The organism is Pontibacter sp. JAM-7 (assembly GCF_048548695.2).
Taxonomy (GTDB): Bacteria; Pseudomonadota; Gammaproteobacteria; order Pseudomonadales; family Balneatricaceae; genus Neptuniibacter.
The window spans coordinates 262,443-284,798 of sequence record NZ_JBLYIF020000001.1 but is presented as its reverse complement, the minus strand read 5'-3'; the positions used below and the strand labels follow the sequence as shown (position 1 = coordinate 284,798).

Genomic DNA, 22,356 nt, shown 5'->3' with positions numbered 1-22,356 from the left:
CGATATCCGCGTCTGAGTTGAGTCATTTATTCGCTTAATTGACCGATTCTAGCGGAAAAAAACCGGAGGGATAAGGGCAGAGAAGATATAAGATTATTCTGGCTTTTTTTCAGCCAGTTAGAAACAAAAACGCCCCGCAGAGCGGGGCGTTTTACCTTACCTAGCGACTGGCCTTAGGAAGCGTCAGTATTCAGGTTATTGGTCAACAGGCTATTCAGGATATCGGTATCAGACAGTGTACCACCGGCTGTCAGATCAACATTCTGCAACAAAATGGTGTGCTCATCCTTACCCGCTTCCAGCGTATTGGCAGTGTAGTCACCATCAGTATTGATGTGAACCACAGTGTCGGCACCTACAGATTCGAAGTGCAGGTAACCATCCAGGGTAGTAGCATCTTCCACGACATCCAGCAGTTCACTGATATCCAGCACATCACCTTCACCGGTATTGAAGTCGATAATGGTATCCATGGCACCATCACCGTCGCCAGCACCCAGAATAAAGGTGTCGCCATCGCCACCACCGGTCAGAATATCGCCGCCGGTACCACCGATCAGGGTATCGCTGCCGCTACCGCCAACAATGGAGTCACTGCCAGCCAGACCGGAGAGGATATCATCGCCTTCACGGCCAAACAGGATATCGTCAGAGGCACCACCGGTGAGATCATCGCCATTATTGGAGCCGAACATCAGGTTCGGGTCATTGGTACCCACTGCAGTGACACCCAGGTCACCCGGATCATCCAGAGTGAAGTCAAAGCGAACGAAACGAGCCTGGAAGTTACCGCCATCATCATCATTGTAGAGTACATCCCATGTATCGCCTGCAGATGGTGGGTTAGCTGTCAGATATTCAGCCAGCGTCTGTGTACCACCCACTTCAACAATTTCGGTGTAGCTGGTGACATACTTCATCAAACCGGTTTCAGCATCATACTCCCAGCGGTCAAGATCACCACCACCAACGCCGGTTCCTTCAATGACCATAAACTCGATACCATCAACCGTTACAGTTGCAGTAACCTCTTCTTCCAGTTGAGCACCATCCTGTGAGCCAACATCAATAGGCACACTGAACGGTGACTGCTGGAAGTCGGTAAACAGGGTAACAGAGCCGTTAGTTGGGTCAGCAATGATGCTGTTCACCAGTGACTGCTCCAACACCAAGCTGGATTCCTGATCGTTACCGGAGGTCAGTGGCGAACTACCGTTACCCACCTGTGCTGACTGCTCTGGCAGCGCATTTGGTGGCAGGGCATGCAGGGTGACATTGGCAGTTTCATTAACACCATCACCCGTTACGGTGTAGGAAATAACGTCATCAAATGACTCGGTGATGAAATTGACATCCAGAGCATCGTTGGCGATGAAGCGGAACTCAGGCAGGGTGTCTCCCGCTGCAAGAATAAACTCCTGATTCAGTGCCACGTCTTCCCAGGAATCACCATCCCAATACACCACCTTACCGATAGACACAAAGTTATCCGGATCACCTTCCGCTGCCTGATTCACCTCAGCGGTCACCAGATCAGTAAAGGTAATGGTTAGATCCGTATCCACATCGTACACACTGATATTCAGCGGGTAACCATCGACATACTCAGCTGGCAACTGACTTGGGTCTGCTGGCAACCAGACATCTTTCGCCAGCTCCAGCTGGGTCGCATCATCCTGGCCGTTAATAGTGATCGTCAGTGTAGTGGTATCCGTCAGCACACCATCAGAAACAGTGTAGGTAAAGCTATCATTCCACTCGTCACCCACGTTCAATGCATCCAGATTTGGGTTGGTATCATCCAGATCATAGCTGTAGGAACCATCGGCATTGATGGTCAGTGTACCGTATAGACCAGCCACAACAGTCGCAGCACTGATCGGTGATGATCCATCACCTACAGGAGCACCATTGCCGGTAACCTGAACCACCTGCAACGTCGGTGAATCGACATCGGTATCAGCCACATCTGCATATGCTTCACTACCATTAGCAGATTCAGCAGCATCTGAGCCATTGGCCTGTCCAACTATCACATTACCGGAGATCAACGCGGAATCGGCATCATCGATACCTTCGTCAACATAGTTAGTATCAGCATTGGCTATCGGTGCATCGCTGGTACCGTTGATGGTAATAGTAATAGTACTGGTGCCGCTGCCATCCAGTGAATCTACAGTCCAGGTCTGCACGATGGTATCACCGGCATCCAGGTACTGAACTGCCGCGTTATCGACAGTAAAGGTGTAGTTACCCTGGTCATCATCCAGTGTCAGCGTACCCAGCTGGGTTGCATCCAGGTCGGATGGATCAGAGTTGGTACGGGTGCCGAAGCTCAGAGTGCTGTTATCAAAGGCATCTTCGCCTGCATCGCTGTCATCAACTGATACCTGACCACTAACACTCAGAGTCGGATCGTCAGCGTCCTCGGTCACCGCTTGCGCATCATCTGTTACCAGCGCATCGGTGCCGATACCATTCAGGGTAATAGTGACATCAGCCATGGAGCCAGGGTTAACCCCATCGGTAACCTGGTAAGCATCATCAAACGTCACTTCAGCTGACTGATCATCTGTCAGGGCAATCAGTGCCTCAATGCCAGCTGCATTCAAGGTAAAGTCATAGCTACCATCAGCCTGAATAGTCAGGGTGCCATATTCATGCCCTACTACAACCGGCGCATCAACCACTGACAAGAGGCCATTGCCTGGGTCAGCATCGCCATCTTCATCGGTATCATTATCCAGTACATTACCGGAAACGGTATAGCTGATTTCTTCACCGTCAGTAATACTATTCGCGTCATCATTCGCCACTGGCGCAGTATCGTCATCATAAATAGTGACTGTGCCGGTGTCGGACGCAGGGTTAATATCCGCATTGTCGGCACTCAGCAGTTTAATGGTGAGAGTCTCATCACCCTCAACCAATTTATCTTCAACAATGTTAATGGTAACCGGGAAGCTGGTTTCACCCGCAGGAATGGTCACTGTATAGATATGGTCTGGATTATCACCATTCGTCCAGTCTTCACCATAAGTAGCGGTGCCGCTGTTTAACTGGTACGTCACGATTACATCGTCAGCGAAAGGCTCGCTAAGCACCAAGTTAAAAGTCACTTCGTTGGTTTCTGGCGCGTCGGAACCTTCCAGAATCAGGATATTGTTGCCGCTGACAAGGACAGGGTGCGCTTCATTTGGTGTATCCGGCACTTCTGGCTGCTCAGGATCTACCGGGCCCTCAACTTCAACTTCGACTTCAACCTCTACGCTGACAGTCGGCAGAATGAGGCCAAACTCTTCTTCTTCTGGCGTAGTAAAGCTGTAGGACTCTGGCGTGGTGCCAAAACCTGCATCCGGTGTGACTTCTTCGCCAGTACGGCTGATAACAACAGTCGATGTCCCGTTATCTTCCTGACCACCTGCTGCGGTTTCACCAGCAGCAGTTGCTTCTGCAACAGCTGTTGGGTCTTCACCCGCCAAGATCGCTGCCTGGATGGCATCAACATCAGAACCCTGCTCACCGGTCAGTGCCAGCGCAGGATCTTCAGTTGCCTGTGCGTTATCTGCAGCCTGTGCGGCTTCAGGCAAGTTGCCTGCAGCATCCAGCGCTGCCTGTAAAACCTGAGGACTCTGGATAATGGCATCAGCCGGATCAAAATTTTCCAGATCAGCATAAGCTTCGGACGTCACCAGCCACTGTTGGCCGCTGTCCAAAGCAACCATGCCATTTGGCGTGGAGATTTCAATGTGGCTATCCGGGCCGACTTTTACCAGTTCGTCGGCAAGCACTTCGTCACCCAGGGCCAATACTCGCTCGGTGCCGTCAGCTTTAACAGCAACAACTTTACCGGTCAGGGCGGTTACGGTTCCTATAACACTCATGGCTGCAATCCTGTCTCATTGGTTTTACTTGTTGTAACTAGTTATAAACACTGTCAACCAAGACGCCTACTGTACTGAGGTACAATCGGTACAAAAAATGTACATTTATGTTTGTTTTTCAAACAACTTTTTATTTTTTCCTGAGGCTGACGAGACACCCCCAAAATTCAGCAAAAAGCCCTTGACGGCTTTAGGAATGCTCATTAACATACGCCGCACTTTCGAGGTGTTCCCCGATAGCTCAGTTGGTAGAGCAGTAGACTGTTAATCTATTGGTCGCTGGTTCGAGTCCAGCTCGGGGAGCCAACTAAACTTTGAAAGTATGATTTTCCACCAAAGAAAATCGCCGTCGGAGTGTAGCGCAGCTTGGTAGCGCATCTGGTTTGGGACCAGAGGGTCGTAGGTTCGAATCCTATCACTCCGACCATCTTCTCCAGTCTTCACCCATTACTTCCGTTCGGTTTCCTTATACTTTGTTCCATCTATCCGTGCTGTTAAATAGCCGCATGAATAAATCAGACACATAATCGAACAACATCTCCACCTCCGCTGTACCACCACTGCATTTAACTTTGATTGAAGCCAATAACAAGCGTTTAAAGTTCAGCTTCGGCACGCCGCTGATATGCCCATCAAGCTACCCTCATCAATTCTGCAGTTGAGCAGACAGATAATGACGTCGTCCACTCTTGATCTATCAGCAATATCCTTCGACATTCTTGAATCGCTGGCGAGTGTATCTGCCCTGCTTACTGAACAAACAGTAATGAATACAGTTTGACCAGTTTCAAAGCCCGACGAACGGCATTAGGTATAGGTCATAATCAGGCTATCGAGACCTTCAGCGCACAAGTCGACGCGACCTCCCCCGGTGAGCCTGACAGGTAACAACCTTACCCTGCAGCTTGAATGCAAGCCGTTACATACCAACTGAAAACAGCACAGCAGCCCAAAGCAGCGCCCGATAACGCCTTATTCAAGCCAGACTTCGCCGCATTGGCAGACTGTGCTCTGACATCATAAGACAGGTCGATCAAGACAATGCATTAATCGGTTATCTGCAGACAACTATTACCAATCTGTCGGCCAGCACGAAGCAGCTTTCCTGCTGCAGACCTACCGGAGAGACACTGGAAGCTGATGTTCGACCTGTCAGTACCCCTATACGTCAATGGCAGACATTGGGGTGAGGTGTGCACAGGTTACCCCATTACCTGACAATCCAGTGTAACGGAAATATATTTCCTGCAACCACCGCTACACGGTTACTTTTAGCTATAGTGGTTGATAGAATCCGCACCCAATCGGAGTGTAGCTCAGCTTGGTAGAGTACTGTCTTCGGGAGGCAGGGGTCGCAGGTTCAAATCCTGTCACTCCGACCAGCTTCCGTGACAATTGGCTCCGAACATTTTTCTGAGTTAAGAAAAAATCTTAAAGACAGACACCTGTCACATTCATAGAATATCCACGTTTTATATCAGGTTAATCACGCAGTATTATGCCGAAGCTTGTTAAAGATTTTGAAGACTACAAGGTCATCTACTTTTGGCTGGATGACAACAACCAGTGTATCAGCGCCCATTTTCCAACGCTGGCTCATGCAAAAGAGTGGTTTATTCAATATCACTTCAACCAGTACACAGGTCCTGAACGGCGCAAGCGCCTTGTTGACCGCCGCAGTAGCGAAAGCAAAGTGTTGAATCACGCAGGCTCATCCAAGCGCGGTTCTAAAGCCAGTCACGGCCGACGGATAACCGATCGTCCAATCCGTGTTGATATTGATCTGGCAACAGAAAAGCTGTCAGCTATGGTCAAAAATTCCTCTGTTCGCCTGGTAAAAACGTCCTAATCTCGTTGTTAAGACACAGCATCATCGTTTGGTGAAACTGAGCGATGATCGCAGTCAATACTGCGTATACAGTAATTATCTGAACACGTTGCAAAGCAGAACCTTAACATTGCCGTCGCCCGTCGCTAGTAACGCACACAGAACCGATTATGCAGATCCGACAAGCTTGTCGGATGATCAATACAGCTAACCGAAAGACCCTTCAGCCGATTGTTATAATGTAAAAAACCTCGAATGACACAACCGGGCGTTGCCGCGTGCCGTTCGAGGTTTTATTAGTCAGGTCAGCTGAAAACTTACTTCGTACCTTTCAGGATGGGGTTAAAGAAATAAGCAAACACCGATTTCTTGGCCACTGCTATATCCACTTCACCTCTCATACCAGGAATGACGGGAAGTTTATTATCCACACTGCCCAGATAAGCCCTGTCGGTTTCAACCTTCACCAAAAAGTACGACTCCCCTTTCTCATTGGTTATCGCATCAGCAGAAACCTGGCTGACCTGACCATCCATGCCGCCATAGGTTGCGAAGTCATAAGCGGAGAATTTAACCTTGGCTTTCATGCCCGGATGGATAAAACCAATATCCTTAGGCCGAATTTTCGTTTCAACCAGTAACTTGTCACCAAAAGGAACGATTTCTATCACGGTCATGCCAGGCTGAATCACGCCACCAATGGTATTAACGTTAATCTTCTTCACAATGCCATCCAGTGGCGATGACATTGTAGTGCGGTCTTGTTTATCCTTTACCCCAGTCTGCTGCGCCTGAAGTTTGTTGACCCGTAACAACACCTCATCACGCTCTTTCAGGGCTTCATTGGTATAGTCGTTACGGGTTTGCTCAATCGTTTGTCGAATTTCGTTCTTTTCTTCCTGAACACGCTTCAGTCGCGACTCCGCACTTTGAAACTCTTTTTTTATATCCGTCGACTTTTCCTGCGCACGAATAATTTCTATTTCTGAAACAGCACCCGAGTCCCGAAGATCAGAAATCATTTTCAGTTCCTGATTGGCCAGTGATAACTGTCGCTTACCATTTCTCACCTGACCTTCAAGTTCGGTAATTTCGTTTGATTTTTGCTCAAGTTTAGACTGTAGCACGGCCAGATCTTGGTTCAATTTTTCCTGCTTGGACGTAAACAGACTAATTTCGTTACTGGCCAAGACTGGAAATTCTTTAATGAAATCCTCTTGGTTCAGCGGCACGTCATTAATTTCAGCATTCAGGCGTTCAGCTTTTGCTTGTAAACTCTTTAATTCAATCGCAATCTGTTCTTCAGAGGATCCCACCTGAGCATCGTCCAGAATCAACAGTGTCTGGCCCGCTATAACCCTGTCCCCCTCTTCCACCGCCAGTAACTTAAGAATGCCCCCTTCAAGGTTTTGGATTTTCTGAATCTGGTGAATCGGTACAGCTATCCCTTCACCTTTGCGCACTTCATCAATCTCTGCCAGCAATGACCAGCACAGAATAATGATAAAAAACGCCACAATAGCGTATACCATGGATCGAGCCCCTTTAGGGGCTTCCAACAGCACCATGTTGCGCTTGTCAGCAGTAAACTCTAGATCTTGTTGCAGTTTGGACTGTTTACTAAACATTATGCCTGCCCCTTCCCATCCTGAGAGTTTCCATTCCCGGTTAACTGCTGCATGACCTCTCCTTTCGGGCCATAGGCAACCATACGTCCACTATCAAGTACCATCAGTTTATCGACCAGATGCAAAGTACTGGGTTTGTGGGTCACCAGAATCAGGGTGCGACCCGGCAGAATTTTTTCCAACCGCTGCAGAAAACGCTGCTCTGTCGAGTTATCCATACTGGCGGTGGGTTCATCCAGTAACAGAATGGGCGGATCCAACAACAAGGCACGGGCCAGCAGCACCGCTTGCCGTTGCCCACCAGACAGACACTTACCCTGTTCACCCACGTTCATATCCAAACCTTCTGGATGATGTGCAGCAAAGTCCATCACCCCTGCCATTTCCGCCGCGCGTGAAATCACTACATCTTCAACATGGGGTACGCCCATCACAATGTTGTCCCGGATAGTGCCATAAAAAAGCACCTGGTCCTGATTCACTGCGCCGATCTGACGTCGAAGATCGGTAGGATTTATCTGTTTGATATCAATGCCATCCACTTCAACCCGACCCTCAATCGGCTGATACAAACCCAACACCAGACGCGCCAGTGTTGATTTTCCTGAACCTATCCGGCCAATGACGCCGAGCTTTTCACCATGCTGAAGTTTAAAACTGACCTTGGAGAGTGACTTGTATGACGCATCCGGATAATTGAAATCAACCTCTTCGAACGTAATATCGCCCTTCGCTTCTGGAAAATAGACATATTTTTTATCGTCCGAGCGTTCCACCTCGATTTCCATAATGTTTTTAACCGACTGATACGCCGAACGGGTCGAGTTAATACGGGTCGCCAAACTGATCAGCTTGCTCATGGGCTGCATGGCCCGGCTGGACAGCATGACTGAGGCGATCAACCCACCCATCGACAGGTCGCCAGCAACAATCAGATAGACACCGATTACGAGCATGCCGATATTCACTAGCTGCCCGACATAAGCGGCAAGGGTGCCGGCCAAATTAGAATACTTGCGGCCCGCCATATTCCAGTCGGCGATATGGCTGACAGAATTTTCCCAGATAGATTGCAACTGCCCTTCTGCACCAGTCGTTTTCACCGACTCCAGGCCATTAAGCCCCTCGATCAGCAACGCACTTTTCTGGGTAGACGCACGGGATGATTTTTCCAGGGTATTTTTAATCAGTGGCTGGAGCAGCACACTCACCAGCACCAGCAATAAAATACCGGCAATAGGTGCCCACACTACAGGCCCACCGATCAAACCAATGACCACCAGAAACAGCAGCATAAACGGCAGATCGACCAGCGTGGTAACCGACAGGGAGGTCACAAAGTCCCTGATGCTCTCGAACTCCTGAATGTTACGGGCAAACGACCCTACCGAGGCCGGACGTTTTTCCATCCGCATCGACATCACCCGGGAAAACAGCTCTGATGACAGCAATAGATCGGCTTTTTTCCCTGCAAGGTCGATAAAATAACTGCGCATCATTTTAAGCAGCGCATCAAAGCTGAAAATAATGATGGCACCGATGGTCAGTGCCCATAGCGTTTCAATGGCATTATTCGGCACAACGCGGTCATAAATATTGCGGGTAAACAGCGGCATAACCAGCGCAAACAGGTTAATCAGGATAGAGACCAGTATCACATCCCGATAGATCCGCCACGAGAGCCCCAACGTGCCGAACAGCCAGTGCTCAGTGTCCAGTTTAAGGTGCTGCTGCGCCCGCTTTTCAAAACGGAATTCCGGTTTAGCTGCCAACAGATGGCCTGAGTAATCCTCTGCCAGCTCTTCGAGGCTGATGTCAGTAGCACCATGACTGCGGTCTTCACCTTCCAGGCCCTGCGCCTCACTCGCTTCAGGCAAAATCACCTGAGCACGCTGCTGGCTTTCATCCAGATCCACCAGCACGCAGGCGTTACCGTTCTTCAGCAACAGAATACAGGGCGTTACCAGGTGGCTGAGTTCAGCAATCTCTCGCTTGAGCAACCGGCATGAAAGACGTGCCCGTTTCGCAGCACGCGGAAATACATGTAGCGGCAGCCGGTTACCTTCCAGGGGCAAGCCTTGACTCAAGCTATCCGGGCTCATCGGATTGCCATGCAACTTGGTCAGAATAACCAAGGACGTGAGCAGTGGGTCAAAATGTGAAGCAGACCCGGCTATAACTTGGCTATCAATTGATGTCGGCGTGTTATCTGCCATTTTTTTCATCCTGAATTAAACGCAAAAAAGTAAAAACCTTAAACATTCTGGTCATCCGAAGCGTCCGCGATCTGTGAATCAATGATGGACTGATCAGGCGCGTAGGCCTGGTCATCCTGAGACAGACCCGCGTCATCTGAAGTAGCAGAGTCGGTTTTTGTGGGGTTTACCAGATCCGGTGTCTGCGTGCTTTGGCTCTCAATGGAATCCAACAACGTCTGAGCGGCCGCATCCGGCATGGCTAGAACATCGTCTGCTGACACGGGCATCAATGTATCGGATGTTGGCTCTGAACTTGCGGCTTGTTGATTAACATTATCAAAGTTAAGACTAGCCGCAGTGTCTGTACCTAAAAGCCCAGATAGATCGGAAACCGATGTATCTGGGATGGACACCTCAGTATCAGCGGCGATACTCTCGGCGTTAGCTGCAGTGTTCTCAGCGTCAACCATGAATGCTACGTCTGACGATTCTACCGATGAATCACCTTCGTCACTGGCAACCGCCGGTGCTTCGTCGCTACCGGTGACAGTGATCGCCACGTCGTGAGTGGTGCCATCGGCCGAAGTGACGGTGAAGGTATCGGTTTGGGCTTCGCCAGCGGAGAGCGCATTGGCGCGGTCGTCGGGCGTGAAACTCCAGTGGCCCTGCTCGTCGATGGAGAGCTTGCCATATTGGCCGTTGACGTCGGTCTGAGCGGTGAAGTGCGCCTGACTGGCGTCGGAATCACTGACGGTGAGCGTGCCGGACACCGCGGTATCATCATCGGCTGTGGTGGCGGTGTCGTCGCCGGCAATGGTGGCGTCGGGAACGGAAGCCGTCGGGTCGATGATGACGGCGGCGTTGGCGTCGGTTCTGGTGTGGGTGCCATCCGGACCGGTTGTTTCTACCTCAATGCCGATCTGCATATTGGTATGCGAACCCGCCGGTAGTTGTGCAGTGACATCAGTGAGTGTCCAGCCGTGCACATCGGTGGCATCGCCGGGTCCAGTGACTGTCTGGCTGTGTCCGTGTCCATCGGAAAGCACCGTGCCGGCAATGAGGCCACTGATGTGCACGGCGGAAACCGTGTCCGTCGGATCTGGTGTTGTGACCGTTGGGTGCAGGTGCAGCAGGGCACCAGGCAAAGGGTTGGCAATGCTAGTATCAACCATGGTGGTCGGTGTGGACACACCACCTGCCACACTGATGGTGTGATGTCCGGTGGTATCGACCACCCCGCTGGACTCAGCCTGAATATCGAGAAACAGCGCGTTGCCCTGCGTGGCGCTACGTAGAGGGGTGTTGGCCAACTGCGCGGCGGTTACCCCCGTGGAGGCAGTTGCACTGAACATCTGGCCGTGCCAGGCATCGCCGGTTGAGTAGCCACCGCCCAGGCTGTCCTGATCGTTGCCGAAGGCGAGTACGCCACCGCCGGGGATTTGGTAGCCTTGAGCCACGCCGGTCTGGTGATGAACGGATTGTCCGTCTTTGAGAATATCGAGATCACCGCTCTGCCCGTCCCAGACAAAGGACCATCGGTGGCTGTCCGAATCCGTCCCCATGTTGACGTGGGTATCAATCTCCTGACCATTGATGTGCAGAGTCAGGCTATTAGGATTCCAGATGTAAAATGTGTTCAGGTCACTGCTGCTTGCCGCGTAGCTCACAAGCGTCGGACCAGTGAAACCTGAGACTTTACCCTGATTCCCACCGATGACGGAAAGTTCGATGGCCAGTGACGCTATGTCGCCGTGGGTCTGAAGTGGGCCATCGGTCATCACCGCGCCGGCAAGGTTTTCGTGGAACTCCATGACATGCTGCTCGGCCACCGGAGCGAGATTGGCGGTGGCGGCATCGGTCACTGAAGTCACATCGAGCATACCGTGGGCAGTGGTGTCGACGTGTCCATCGTTGACAGTGAGTGTCACGGCCACATCATCGCCGTGATAGTTCGCCATTGGGGTGAAGGTCCAGTCGCCGCTGGTGGCATCCTGCGCGAAGGTGCCGTGAGGGCTGGTTACTCCGGTGACATGAAGGGTGTCAGCGGTGTCGGCATCGCTGGCGCCGACGAGGTGAAGCAGTTCTGCTTCGGTGAAGGTCTTGGCGGTGTCCTCGTCGGTAGAACCCATGTCTGCCGCAGCTGCAGCCGTAGTTGCACTCACCACCGGTGCATCGTTGGAGCCTTGTATCCTGACGGTAATGGTGTGCGTTGTGCCGTCGACGGAGGTAACCTCCAAGGTGTCGGTCAGGGGGGCACTATTTGCTCCGAGTGCCTGTATCGCCGGGTTACTGTTATCTGCGATATAGGCCCAGGAACCTGTCGCCGTGACGTGAAACTCGCCTAAGCCATTGCTGCCAGCAGCAGACCTTTGCGCGACGAAGGCGGCTTCGCCCGAGTCTCTATCCGTAATGTTCAACTGTCCCTGGGCGTTCAGATTTCCACGCTGAAGATTCTGATCTTCTGTCATCAAGGCCGAATCGGTACCGCTTATCACTGCCGCATCAACGGTTCCCGTCAGCGTAATCTCAATATGCTGAATGCTGCCGTCTGCACTTTGTACAACAAAGGTTTCCTTCGCAGTTACCTGGTCTGTCAGTGCGTCTGCCCGGTCATCAGGTGTGTAGGTCCAGTGTCCGCTTGCATCAATGCTGAAGGCGCCATAGCTGCCATCTGTATTTTGTTGCGATACAAAATGATCTTCCCCTGCGTCAGCATCGGTGACTGTCAGAACGCCTGAAACCGCACTGTCTTCATCAGTACTTTGCGCGAGAACTCCTGTGATGGAGGCATCAGCAAACGTGGAGCTTAGTGGGTCCAGTTGCACACGCAAGGAGGTTGAAACCCAAGGAGAATTATCAGCACCATCAGTGGATCGGGTTTCGACATGAACAAGATAGTTGTCGGTTTGATCAGCCGGAGGGGTAACGGTAATGCTCTGCAGCGCCCAGCTACTGACATCCAGATGATCACCCGAACTCACCGTCGCCGTATGGGTGCCGTCGGTGACAATGGCGCCGTCTGGCAGGCCAACCAATCGCGTGGTTAGGGTTTCACCGGCGTCCACCGAGTCAGTGCCAATGTTGACCACAAAGGGATCGCCGGGGTGTGCGTCGGGCACTGTATGAATATTGGCAATATTGACTCGGACTGTGGCTGTCGTTACGTTGGTGCCGTCGGTGACCTCGTAAGTAAACGAGTCCTGGCCGGTGAAGCCAGATGCAGGGACGTAACTGAAAGTGCCATCGCCATTATCGACCACGGTACCGCCATGTGATGTGGTTGCCTGTACGCTGCTCAGGGTCACGGCATGGCCTTCCGGATCAATCGATTGCGCCAGCACATCGGCGGTAGTGACTGAGCCGTCGTGCGCCCCCATCAGGATCTCGAGATCCGGCGCTGAAGGTGCCCAATCGCTGGGCTGCATTTCCAGTGTAAAAGCGGTTTGGGCACGATCCGCCACAACACCAAACTGGCCATTGTTCAAAGGCTCATGAAAGTCATGGGAGGTTTTCATGACACCCCCGGACCAGAGCTCGGCCACCGAACCATGCACACGCAGCTCAACTTCGTGATCAGCATCGGCTGTGGTTAATGCCGGGTCCTGGACACCTGCAACTCTTGTGGTGTGACCGTTCTGGCAGTTTTCAATCGTCCAGGCTTGCTTCCCGACACGCAGGAAAGCAACCTTGTAATTATGCTCATCGACATAATCAAACACGATACCGCCATTGGTGTATGCATGCCCGGGAGCAGCATGGTGCGCATTCACTGTTGCTGCCAGCGTGTAGTCAGCAGCCAACTGTCCCTGAAAATTCACGATGGAGGTTTGCATCGGACCGCCGCCGGTAGATTCGATCTGTGCGCCTTCAGCGACCCATTGCCCTTTGACCGGCGTTAAACCATGGGGCGTTCCATCGAACACGGTGTCAGAAAAGCGGAATTGATCGACATTCTCATAGTGGATAGTCGACGTACTGCCACCCGGTAATGTCACGGTAACGGTTTTTGCACCGGTATCGATCTTTACGTCGTCTGCGTGGTAGCTGGAGAAATCAAGTACGTTCGAACCCGAACCACCATCAACCTGATAGGTTTGCCCGGGCTGCAAATCCGAGAAGCGGAAAACATCATCGGCCGTGCCACCGTGTGCGGTCATTACTGCATAGTAGCCAGCCTGCTGATTCTCACCGGGAATCTGATACCCACTGCTGGTGACATCGAAATCGATGGCTTCGGTCGTGCCACTAAAATCTGCCGTGCTATAGCTGTTGGCAGCCTGATGTGCCAGTGAACTGACTGTCACCTGAAGCGTGGGTGTATCTGCCACTGCGGTGATATCGAGCAGGCCCTGCGCTGAACTCGTGGCGTGGCCATCGCTCACCTCAATGGTGACCGGCAGATCAGAGCCACTGACCTGGGAAGCCGGGGTAAAAATCCAGGAACCATCGGCCCGTTGGGCGAACTGACCAAATGTCGGATCGATATTGATCCCGGTTACATGCAGCGTGTCTGAATCGACATCTGTCGCGCCTACCATGCCAAGCACAGTTGCTTCAGAGAAAATCAGCGGGGCATCTTCGCTTGCCGTCTGGTGTCCTGAGGCGGCTGTTACAGTGGGCGCGTCATTGGTTCCGGTGATGGTGACGGTAATGGTTTGCCGGGTGCCGTCCGTGGTGACGACTTCGGCCGTTTCGGTCAGTGGTTCGCCTGCCTTCAGTCCTTGAATGGTCGGATTGGCATTGTTGGCGAGGTATTGCCAGTTGCCTGCGGCATCGATGCTGAAAATGCCGTAGCCGCCGCTGCCCGGAATGTGTTGGGCGACGAAGGTTGGATTCTGCCCGTCGTCGATATCAGAAACAGTCAGGGTGCCGGAGGCTGAAAGCGCCCCGGTTGCTGTGACACCGGTATCTTCTGTCAAAGTCGCAGTTGTATCGCCGGTTATCACCGGCGTGTCATCGGTACCTTCGATGGTTACGGTCACCGTGTGCTGGGTACCGTCAGTGCTGGTGACGACCAATTCATCGGTGAGCGTTTGATGCTCGCCCAGCGCCTGAACACGGGGGTTGGCGTTGTCTGGAGAAAAGATCCACATGCCGGTGGGCAGGACGGTGAAATGGCCGAATCCACCGGAGCCGGTGACGTGCATTTGCTGGTTAAAATGTGACTCGCCGGCATCCGGATCGCTCACGCCGAGCTGTCCGTGGATCGAAGAAGCTCCGTCTTCATGGGCCGTGAGATGGTCCTGTCCTGCAATTGTGGCAGCGTCGGCTACAGCAGCCAGATCCATACTGGCCGATGTGGCGACGGTGGATCCCTGTGGATCCTGCACATCGTAGGTAATGCTGACAGTGCCGTTGTAGTTAGCTTCCGGGTGAAAGGTAAAAGTGCCGTCGGGGTTGTCGGTGATGGTGCCATGATCGGCTTGCAGATTATGCACACTCAGCTGAGCAGATTCACCGTGGTCTACATCTGATGCATTGGCCAATAATTGTGCAGCAGTTAAGGTTACTTCTGTGTCTTCTGTTCCTGCGGTTAAAACAACAGAAGATGAGACTGTTGGCGCATCATTAGTGCCGGTAATAATGACAGATGCAGTCTGGTGGATGACCTCAGTTGTACCACTGACGGTCTCGACGATATCGTATTTTACATGGAAAGTGACTTGGGCATTTTCTGCCAGATGTTCAAAAGCCGCGCTGTCGGGATCAACCTGGAGGGTGTGACCGTCTGCTGCCAAAGCAAATCCTGCCGGGATTCGGCTGAAATACTGCGTGCCATCTGTGGAATACAATACATTCTGCACAGCCATACCGTCTGCACCATCCAGTAAGTCCAGATTCGCTCCCGCTGCGCCTTCAGTCAGCGCTTGCGTCAATGCACCTTCATCGATAATTTCTGTGCTGGTATGGATGACATCGCCAAATTTATTGGTGGCACTGACGCCTACCTGCCAATCGTGCTGACCTACCTTGTCGACTTGGGAATGATCAATGGTGACCGTCCAGTGCCCAGCATTGACGGTCGCTGTCAGATCAAATGTATTCGCAGGATTCAGCTTATCCTGAAGCTGCAAGGTGACGGTACTACCATCTGCCACACCGGCGGCTGAACCATGGATTGTCACATCACCAGACGTCACTTCATATGCATTAGCAGCCCAATGTCCGCTGTTGCCTGGATGGTTGGCGCCATGGACATGGTGTCCACCCGTCGTTTGCGTCTGCACTTCCAGAGAATTATCAATGCTGTCGATGCTGAGAATGGGCTGGGTCTGTGTGTCGATTGCTGTGTTAGATATGTTGCTGGGTGACGAGGCATTGCCAGCAGCATCGGTTGCCGTGACATAAAAACTGTGGCTGCCATCGGCCAAAGCCGATGACGGTGTGAAACTGAAGTGCCCCTGAGCATCAGCGATAGTGGTGCCGACTACATTCTGACCGTCCATGATCGTGACAGTGCTTCCGACTTCCGCCTGACCGGTCAGGGTTGGTGTGGCGGTGTCGATGTCCGCGAATAGGGGATCGATGGTTGGCCTATTCGGTGCGACATTGTCGATCACGCTCAAAGCAAAGTTTGTCGAACTCGCAGCGCCATGCACGTCAGTCGCAGTGACTTTAACGCTGAGCTGGCCATCTTCAGCATGCGTCGGGCTGCCGTTGAAGGTTTGCGTTGCTGCGTCGAAGTGAAGCCAAGCTGGCAGAGCACTGCCATCCGTCAGGGTTGCCGTGTAGCTGAGCATGCTGTCATCCACGTCGGTAAAGCTGCCTGCGGGTATCTGAAAACTAAGCGCATCACCTTCGTTGACGCTGACGGGGGAAATCACCTGCGCCACGATAGGCGCGTCGTTTGTGCCGGTCACATCAACCTGAACGACCTGCGTAGCGGTTTCGCCGCTATCGGTAGTGACTTCGACAAGAAAAGTTTCGTGGGCCGTTTGATGTGCGCCGAGGAACTGAGTAGCGGCAACAGAATTGTCGAGGGTGTAGTGCCAATTGCCATCGGCATCAATAGAGAAAGACCCGTATTTTCCGCCAATGTCTTGTTGCACCGTAAACGCAGGATGGTCAGCAATATCAGCGTCGGTGACGTGCATCTGCCCGGACAGACTTTGGTGGGCGCTGTCGTCTTCCGTCGTTGTTCCAAGGATCGGCGTGGCGGGTGTCAGGTCTGCCTGATTACCTGAAATTCCCACCATCATGGGTTCCGACTGGATACCTCCTGCTACGGTGTGAATAGCATGGTCGCCATCGGTCAGATTAGGCACCCCAAGCTGCCAACGGCCATGGCTGTCCGCAGTGGCAGTGCCAAGGTGCTGGGCACCTTCATAGACTTCGACCTGTGATCCGGCTGCCGCATCACCAGAGAAGACGGATAAACCGTTGTTGGTGTCTACACCCTCGAATTTGTTGAAATAGATGTAGTCACCGGGACCGTTGGGACGAGGATCCTCGCAAACCTTGACCAGTCGGCCGAAGGTGCCATCCTCGAACACCACGAGTCCACCTTCAAAATTATTACGGACATCCGGCGGGAGCGCGGTGAAACGAGTCGGTCCACCCTCGAGATTTTGGCCAAACCATCCGTGCTGATCCAAATACTGATAGCCTGCCCCGGCAGCGGCTAGGTTGCTAGTGTCATAGGCGGAGTGAGTGGTCGGTAAATCTCCCAGCGCAATGTTGGCCAATAAATTGGAATCACTGCCCGGCATGTAAAGTCCGACAATTTTTGCGCCAGCCGATACTCCCGTATGTTCGGTGTTGAGCATGTCCAGATCGGTGGCGCCGGTGAAGTCGGATACTTGCACAACTTGATCCACTTCAGCTGCGCCAGCGGTGGCAGCCATTGCCTCGATCACCGGCAGGTCATGGGTACCAGTGACCTGAATATTTACATCTTGAGTAGTTCCGTCTGGCAGGGTGATGTGAAAATGATCCTCCACCATTTCACCATCTTTCAGACCCTGTACATTGGTAGCCTGGTTATGCAGGTTGTAAATCCAGTGGCCCTGGTCACGCAGATCGAGCGAACCGTATGTACCCGACAGGCTATGGTCACCCAAATGAGGCGTGGTAGCCACACCGGTTTCATCCGTTATGACTAGATCACCTGAGATGATGGTGGCCGTGTCTTCTGTTGCTGCACCCGTAGTATCGCCACCAAGGGCGATATCGGAAGAGCCGGTAACCACGACCTCGACTGTGTGCGCAGTGCCATCCACGGTGTGGACGGTGAAAGTTTCTTTCGGTGTATCTCCCGGTGCCAGTGCATCGGCTCGTGCATCCGGCGTGTAGTTCCATTGGCCACTGGCATCGATGCAGAACTTGCCGTAGGTGCCATCGACATCGGTTAACGGCGTGAAATGTTCCTCACTGGTCGAATCGATATCGGTAACCTGTAACTGACCTTTCAGCGCCGTGTCATCGTCGACTGTTGCCAACCGGTCATCACCAGAAATCGTGGCAGCATCATTAACGGCAGCAAGATTCATGCGCGCGGTTGTACTGACCGAAGCGCCATGAGGATCTTGTACGTCATAGGTAAAGGTGACATCGCCGTTATAATTAGCGGCCGGATGGAAAGTAAACGTACCGTCGTGATGGTCAGTAATAGTGCCGTGGTCGACCTGCAGATTTTCTATGCTGAGTAATGCGCTTTCACCCAGGTCCACATCGGTAGCGTTAGCCAGCAACTGCGATGATGTAAGTGTGACATCCACATCCTCACTGCTACCCGGCAGCGTCGCACTGGAGAACACAACCGGACCATCATTGGCACCTATAACGCTGATTGTGACCGTTTGCTGCGACTTGGCACCATATTCATCAATAAGTTCAACGGTGAACGTCTCTTTCTGTAACTGACCATCGGTCAGTTGCTGGGTTGCAGCGCGGCTATTATCGAGATGATAGGTCCACTGGCCCGTTGCCGGATCTACCGCGATGGTGCCGTATTGACCTTGATCCGACCCTGCAACCGCCCATGTTAACGCTGCACCGGCGTCCACATCAGAGCCTGTCAGTGTGCCGACAGCAGTACTGATGCTTGTATCTTCAGTGACTTTACCTGCGTGACTGCCGGTGATGACAGGCTGGTCGTTGGTACCGGCAATATTGATGGTAATAATGTGGGGCGTGCCGTCGACACTACCCACGACGATATTCTCGGTCAACGTTCCTTTTGCTGCGAGTGCCTGAACCGCGGGATCCTGATCGTTAAGGTGGTATATCCAAGAGCCATCGGCTGTGAGGGAAATATGACCGTGAGCGGTATCATGATCTTGTACAGTGAACTTAGACTCACCGACATTGGGATCTGTTACAGACATCTTGCCCGAGAAGGTATCCACGGTGTCTTCCATGGTCATGCCCGCGTTAACACCACCGAAGGCTGCGGGAGTATTCTGACCCTGAATTTTGATTACAATATCGTGCGGGGTGCCGTCTGCTGTCATAACCGTGAAGGTCTCTTCAACATGCTGACTGCCATGCAGCATCTTTAATCCCGGCTGATTGGCTGATGCGGTGTAACCCCAATGACCATTTTGATCAAGTGCCAGTATGCCGTAACTGCCTTTGATCAACTGAGCCTGAAAGTTGGATTGACCCGCATCAACATCCATTATAATGAGGTCACCATCAATATGCAGATTGCCCGCCTGTGCCTGTTGTACACCACCGATAGCGTGGTCGACCCCACCGATCACTGGGATGTCGTTAGTGCCGGTAATATGAATATGTATCTGGCTTTGTGTTTGACCTGCATGGCTATCGGTCACGACAACCGGGATGGAGAGATCCAGCGATTCCCCCTGTTTCAGATATTGATAAAAAGAATCGCTAGCATCAAATTTGTAACTGCCATCTGGTGCTAATGTCAGACCGGGAACCGGTGCGGGTACGTTGTAGCTAAAGTGCTCATTATCATCGCGATCGGTGACCTGAAACTGGCCTCTGACGCTACCATCCTCATCGACGCGTTGTAGGGGTTGCCCCACAATCACCGGGTTATCATTGGTTCCGTTGACTGTGATTTCCAGGGTCTGGGTTGCTGTCCCGCCATGGGGATCCGTGACTTCAACCGGAATCTGTAACTTATCAAAATCACCCGGTGCCAGATGGTCGTATGCTGGATCGCGAGGATCGAAGGTATAACTCCCATCGGCATGCAGCGTAAAACCAGCTACCGGCTTGGTAGCGGAGAAGCTCAGCGTATCGCCAGTATCGATATCTGTCGCAGTTAACTGGCCATGATAAATCGCATCGCCTTCATGTGCCGCCAGAGCAGGCACTGCGACCATACTTGGCAAATCATTAGTGCCGGTCACGCGGACAATCAGTTCGCCCTGATCCACGGCACCATGAGCATCCATCACTGTGAGCGGGAGATGTATCTCTTTGACTTCATTTTGTGCCAGATTTTGATAAGCAATGTGAGACGGATCGAAGTCATAGCTGCCATCCGGATGCATAACAAAGCCGTCGATATGTCTTGTCGATGCATAGATCGCCATATCACCATGATCAACATCCGTTGAGGTAATGTGACCATGTATCATGACTGCATCTTCACGAACATCACTGGGTGGCACAACAGAGATGACAGGCGCGTCGTTCGTGCCAATCACCGTCACAGATAGAACCTGAGTGTCGCTGCCACCACGTGAGTCAGTGACGACAATGGGAATATCAATCACACGTTGCTCATTAAAGCCAAGATTATTGTAGGCTGCATTACCGGGGTCAAAGGTGTAACTACCATCTGCGTTCATGGTAAAACCGGCTACCGGTTTGGTCTCGGTATAGCTGAGCGTATCGCCAGTATCGATATCTGTCGCAGTTAACTGGCCATGATAAACCGCATCGCCTTCATGTACCGCCAAAGCAGGCACAGCTGTCATGCGTGGTAAATCATTGGTGCCGGTGACGCGGATGATCAATTCGCCTTTATCCATTGCACCATGAGCATCCATCACACTCAGCGGAATACGAAGCTCCTTGACTTCATTTTCAGCCAGATTCTGATAAGCAATATGCGACGGGTCAAAGTCATAGCTGCCATCCAGGTGCATGACAAAACCATCGACATGCCTGGTCGTTGCATAGATTGCTACCGTATCGCCATGATCGATCTCTGTTGATGATAGCTGCCCGTGCATGATGACTGCGTCTTCGGCGACATTCTCGGGGGGCACAATAGACAGGACAGGAGCATCATTGGTACCCAACACTGTCACACTGAGTGTCTTGGTATCACTTCCTCCATGTGGATCTGACACTACTACAGGGATATTGATAATCAGTTGTTCATTGACGCCAAGACTGGTGTAAGCAGGGTGACTGGGATTGAAACTATATTTACCGTCAGGAAGCATGCTGAAACCATCTACATGCCCGGAGGTAGAATACATCAAGGGTTCACCCGTGTCGGGATCGGTGGCACTTAGCTGTCCCTGATAAACGGTATCACCTTCAGACACAAGCACCGGTGACATTATGGTCATGACAGGCGTGTCATTAGTTCCTGTGACGATAATCTCTAATATCTGACTATCGGTATCACCTTTCGAATCCGTGACAGTTATGGGAACATTGAGTGCCAGCGAGTCGCCGGCAGCCAGGTTATTGTATTGCGCATGAGCTGGATCAAAGCTGTAACTGCCATCAGGATTCAGACTGAACCCTGCTACCGCCTGTTTGCAGCTAAAACTAAGCGAGTCTCCAGAATCAACATCCGTTGCGACCATCTGTCCCGATAACAGTGCACCGCCCTCATCAACCGTGTGATGGCTGGCTTGCAGCACCGGAGCATCATTACTGCCCTGAATATGAATAGTAATCTGATGCTTACTGCCATCATTACTGGCCACCAGAACGGTTTCTGTAGTGCTGGCACCTTCCCCCAGACTTTGCAGCCCCGGGTGCAAATTGGAAGCCGTATACGACCATTCACCTTTATCGGTAATGGTTAATTGGCCAAAATTGGTCTGAATGGTTGCAGGTCTGAAAACAGCTAATCCCGTAACCCCTCTATCCAAAACCAAAGAACCATGAAGCTGAAGAGTTCCGGGGGTTCCAGTTAATTTATCAGGCGCAATGACCGCTGAATTACCGCCTTCAACCGAGGGTTTGAATACGGACTGAGATCCAGTACCAGTCAGCTCTACATGCTTCCCTTCTGCACCAAGCTCGCTGACCACACCCTCCGCCGCCGAAAACCCCGAACCGTTCTGCTCAAAGCCCGCCTCTGCAAAGGCTTCTTGTGCCGATCTTTCAACCCGTACCTGAGCATCCAGTTCTCCGGTATCACGCGTTAGCGGTGTTTCGGATACCGCTGTTTTATCATCGGCTTCTGCTGGTTTCGCTGCCGGCTGATCACTCGGTTTATCGCTTTGGCTGTTATGCTGAGCCGATGGCTGTTCTGGAGGAAAGAAAGTCTGATCTGACTGCTGATCGTCAACGTCACCGAGTGTTGTCTGCTCACCCGCCTGATTTTGCAGCACCAAGGCGCCATCGCCCTGCAGAATGGTGTCACCAGGTAACAGTTTGTCATCAAGCTTAAGCAGGCGGACATGTCCATGCTTGTCTTGAACAAGCACTTCACCACGTATAGCAATGACAATAACTGATTCGGTAACCTTAGTGACGTTCATGGCACAACTCTCCATTGCCTATACACAGAACATATGTTGTATCTACACTACGCGTAACATGCCGCAAAGAAATACGAACTAATTACATATTATGGGATTAATCAGACTATACAAGGATAACGGCCACGTAGATGGCACTAAGGCCAAAGCCCATGGCTAGGGATGTTA

The 22,356-nt window shown here is 51.9% G+C and carries 5 protein-coding genes and 3 tRNA genes; 4 read left to right on the top strand and 4 right to left on the bottom strand.

The annotated features are described in order from the left end of the window. Window positions 1-173: 173 nt before the first annotated feature. Window positions 174-3,884 carry a retention module-containing protein gene (locus tag ACFVYJ_RS01205; protein ID WP_463254761.1) on the bottom strand — a complete coding sequence of 1,237 codons (3,711 nt, stop codon included), beginning with the start codon at window positions 3,882-3,884 and terminating at the stop codon, window positions 174-176. Window positions 3,885-4,114: 230 nt separating this feature from the next. Between ACFVYJ_RS01205 and ACFVYJ_RS01200 the strand changes: the two genes are divergently transcribed. The 4 genes from ACFVYJ_RS01200 to ACFVYJ_RS01185 all read left to right on the top strand — a co-directional run bounded on the left by ACFVYJ_RS01200 (window position 4,115) and on the right by ACFVYJ_RS01185 (window position 5,733). Beyond that, a tRNA-Asn gene (locus tag ACFVYJ_RS01200) sits at window positions 4,115-4,190 on the top strand. 44 nt (window positions 4,191-4,234) lie between these two features. Then, window positions 4,235-4,311, top strand: a tRNA-Pro gene (locus ACFVYJ_RS01195). Between the two features lie 878 nt (window positions 4,312-5,189). Then, window positions 5,190-5,266, top strand: a tRNA-Pro gene (locus ACFVYJ_RS01190). Window positions 5,267-5,382: 116 nt separating this feature from the next. Further along, the gene (locus tag ACFVYJ_RS01185; protein ID WP_419414353.1) at window positions 5,383-5,733 is read left to right on the top strand and encodes a hypothetical protein; all 351 of its coding nucleotides are present in this window, start codon (window positions 5,383-5,385) and stop codon (window positions 5,731-5,733) included. A gap of 296 nt (window positions 5,734-6,029) precedes the next feature. Here ACFVYJ_RS01185 and ACFVYJ_RS01180 read toward each other — a convergent pair whose 3' ends face one another. The 3 genes from ACFVYJ_RS01180 to ACFVYJ_RS01170 are packed head-to-tail and all read right to left on the bottom strand — an operon-like array spanning window position 6,030 to window position 22,188. Then, window positions 6,030-7,340, bottom strand: coding sequence for an HlyD family type I secretion periplasmic adaptor subunit (locus ACFVYJ_RS01180; RefSeq protein ID WP_419414352.1), 1,311 nt, complete (start codon window positions 7,338-7,340; stop codon window positions 6,030-6,032). Beyond that, entirely contained in the window at window positions 7,340-9,556 is a 2,217-nt protein-coding gene (locus ACFVYJ_RS01175; protein ID WP_419414351.1) for a type I secretion system permease/ATPase, read from the bottom strand. The genes ACFVYJ_RS01180 and ACFVYJ_RS01175 overlap by 1 nt, the downstream gene beginning before the upstream one ends. 38 nt (window positions 9,557-9,594) lie before the next feature. Beyond that, a complete protein-coding gene (locus ACFVYJ_RS01170; protein WP_419414350.1) occupies window positions 9,595-22,188 on the bottom strand; it encodes a VCBS domain-containing protein in 12,594 nt (4,197 codons plus the stop codon). Between the last annotated feature and the right edge of the window lie 168 nt (window positions 22,189-22,356).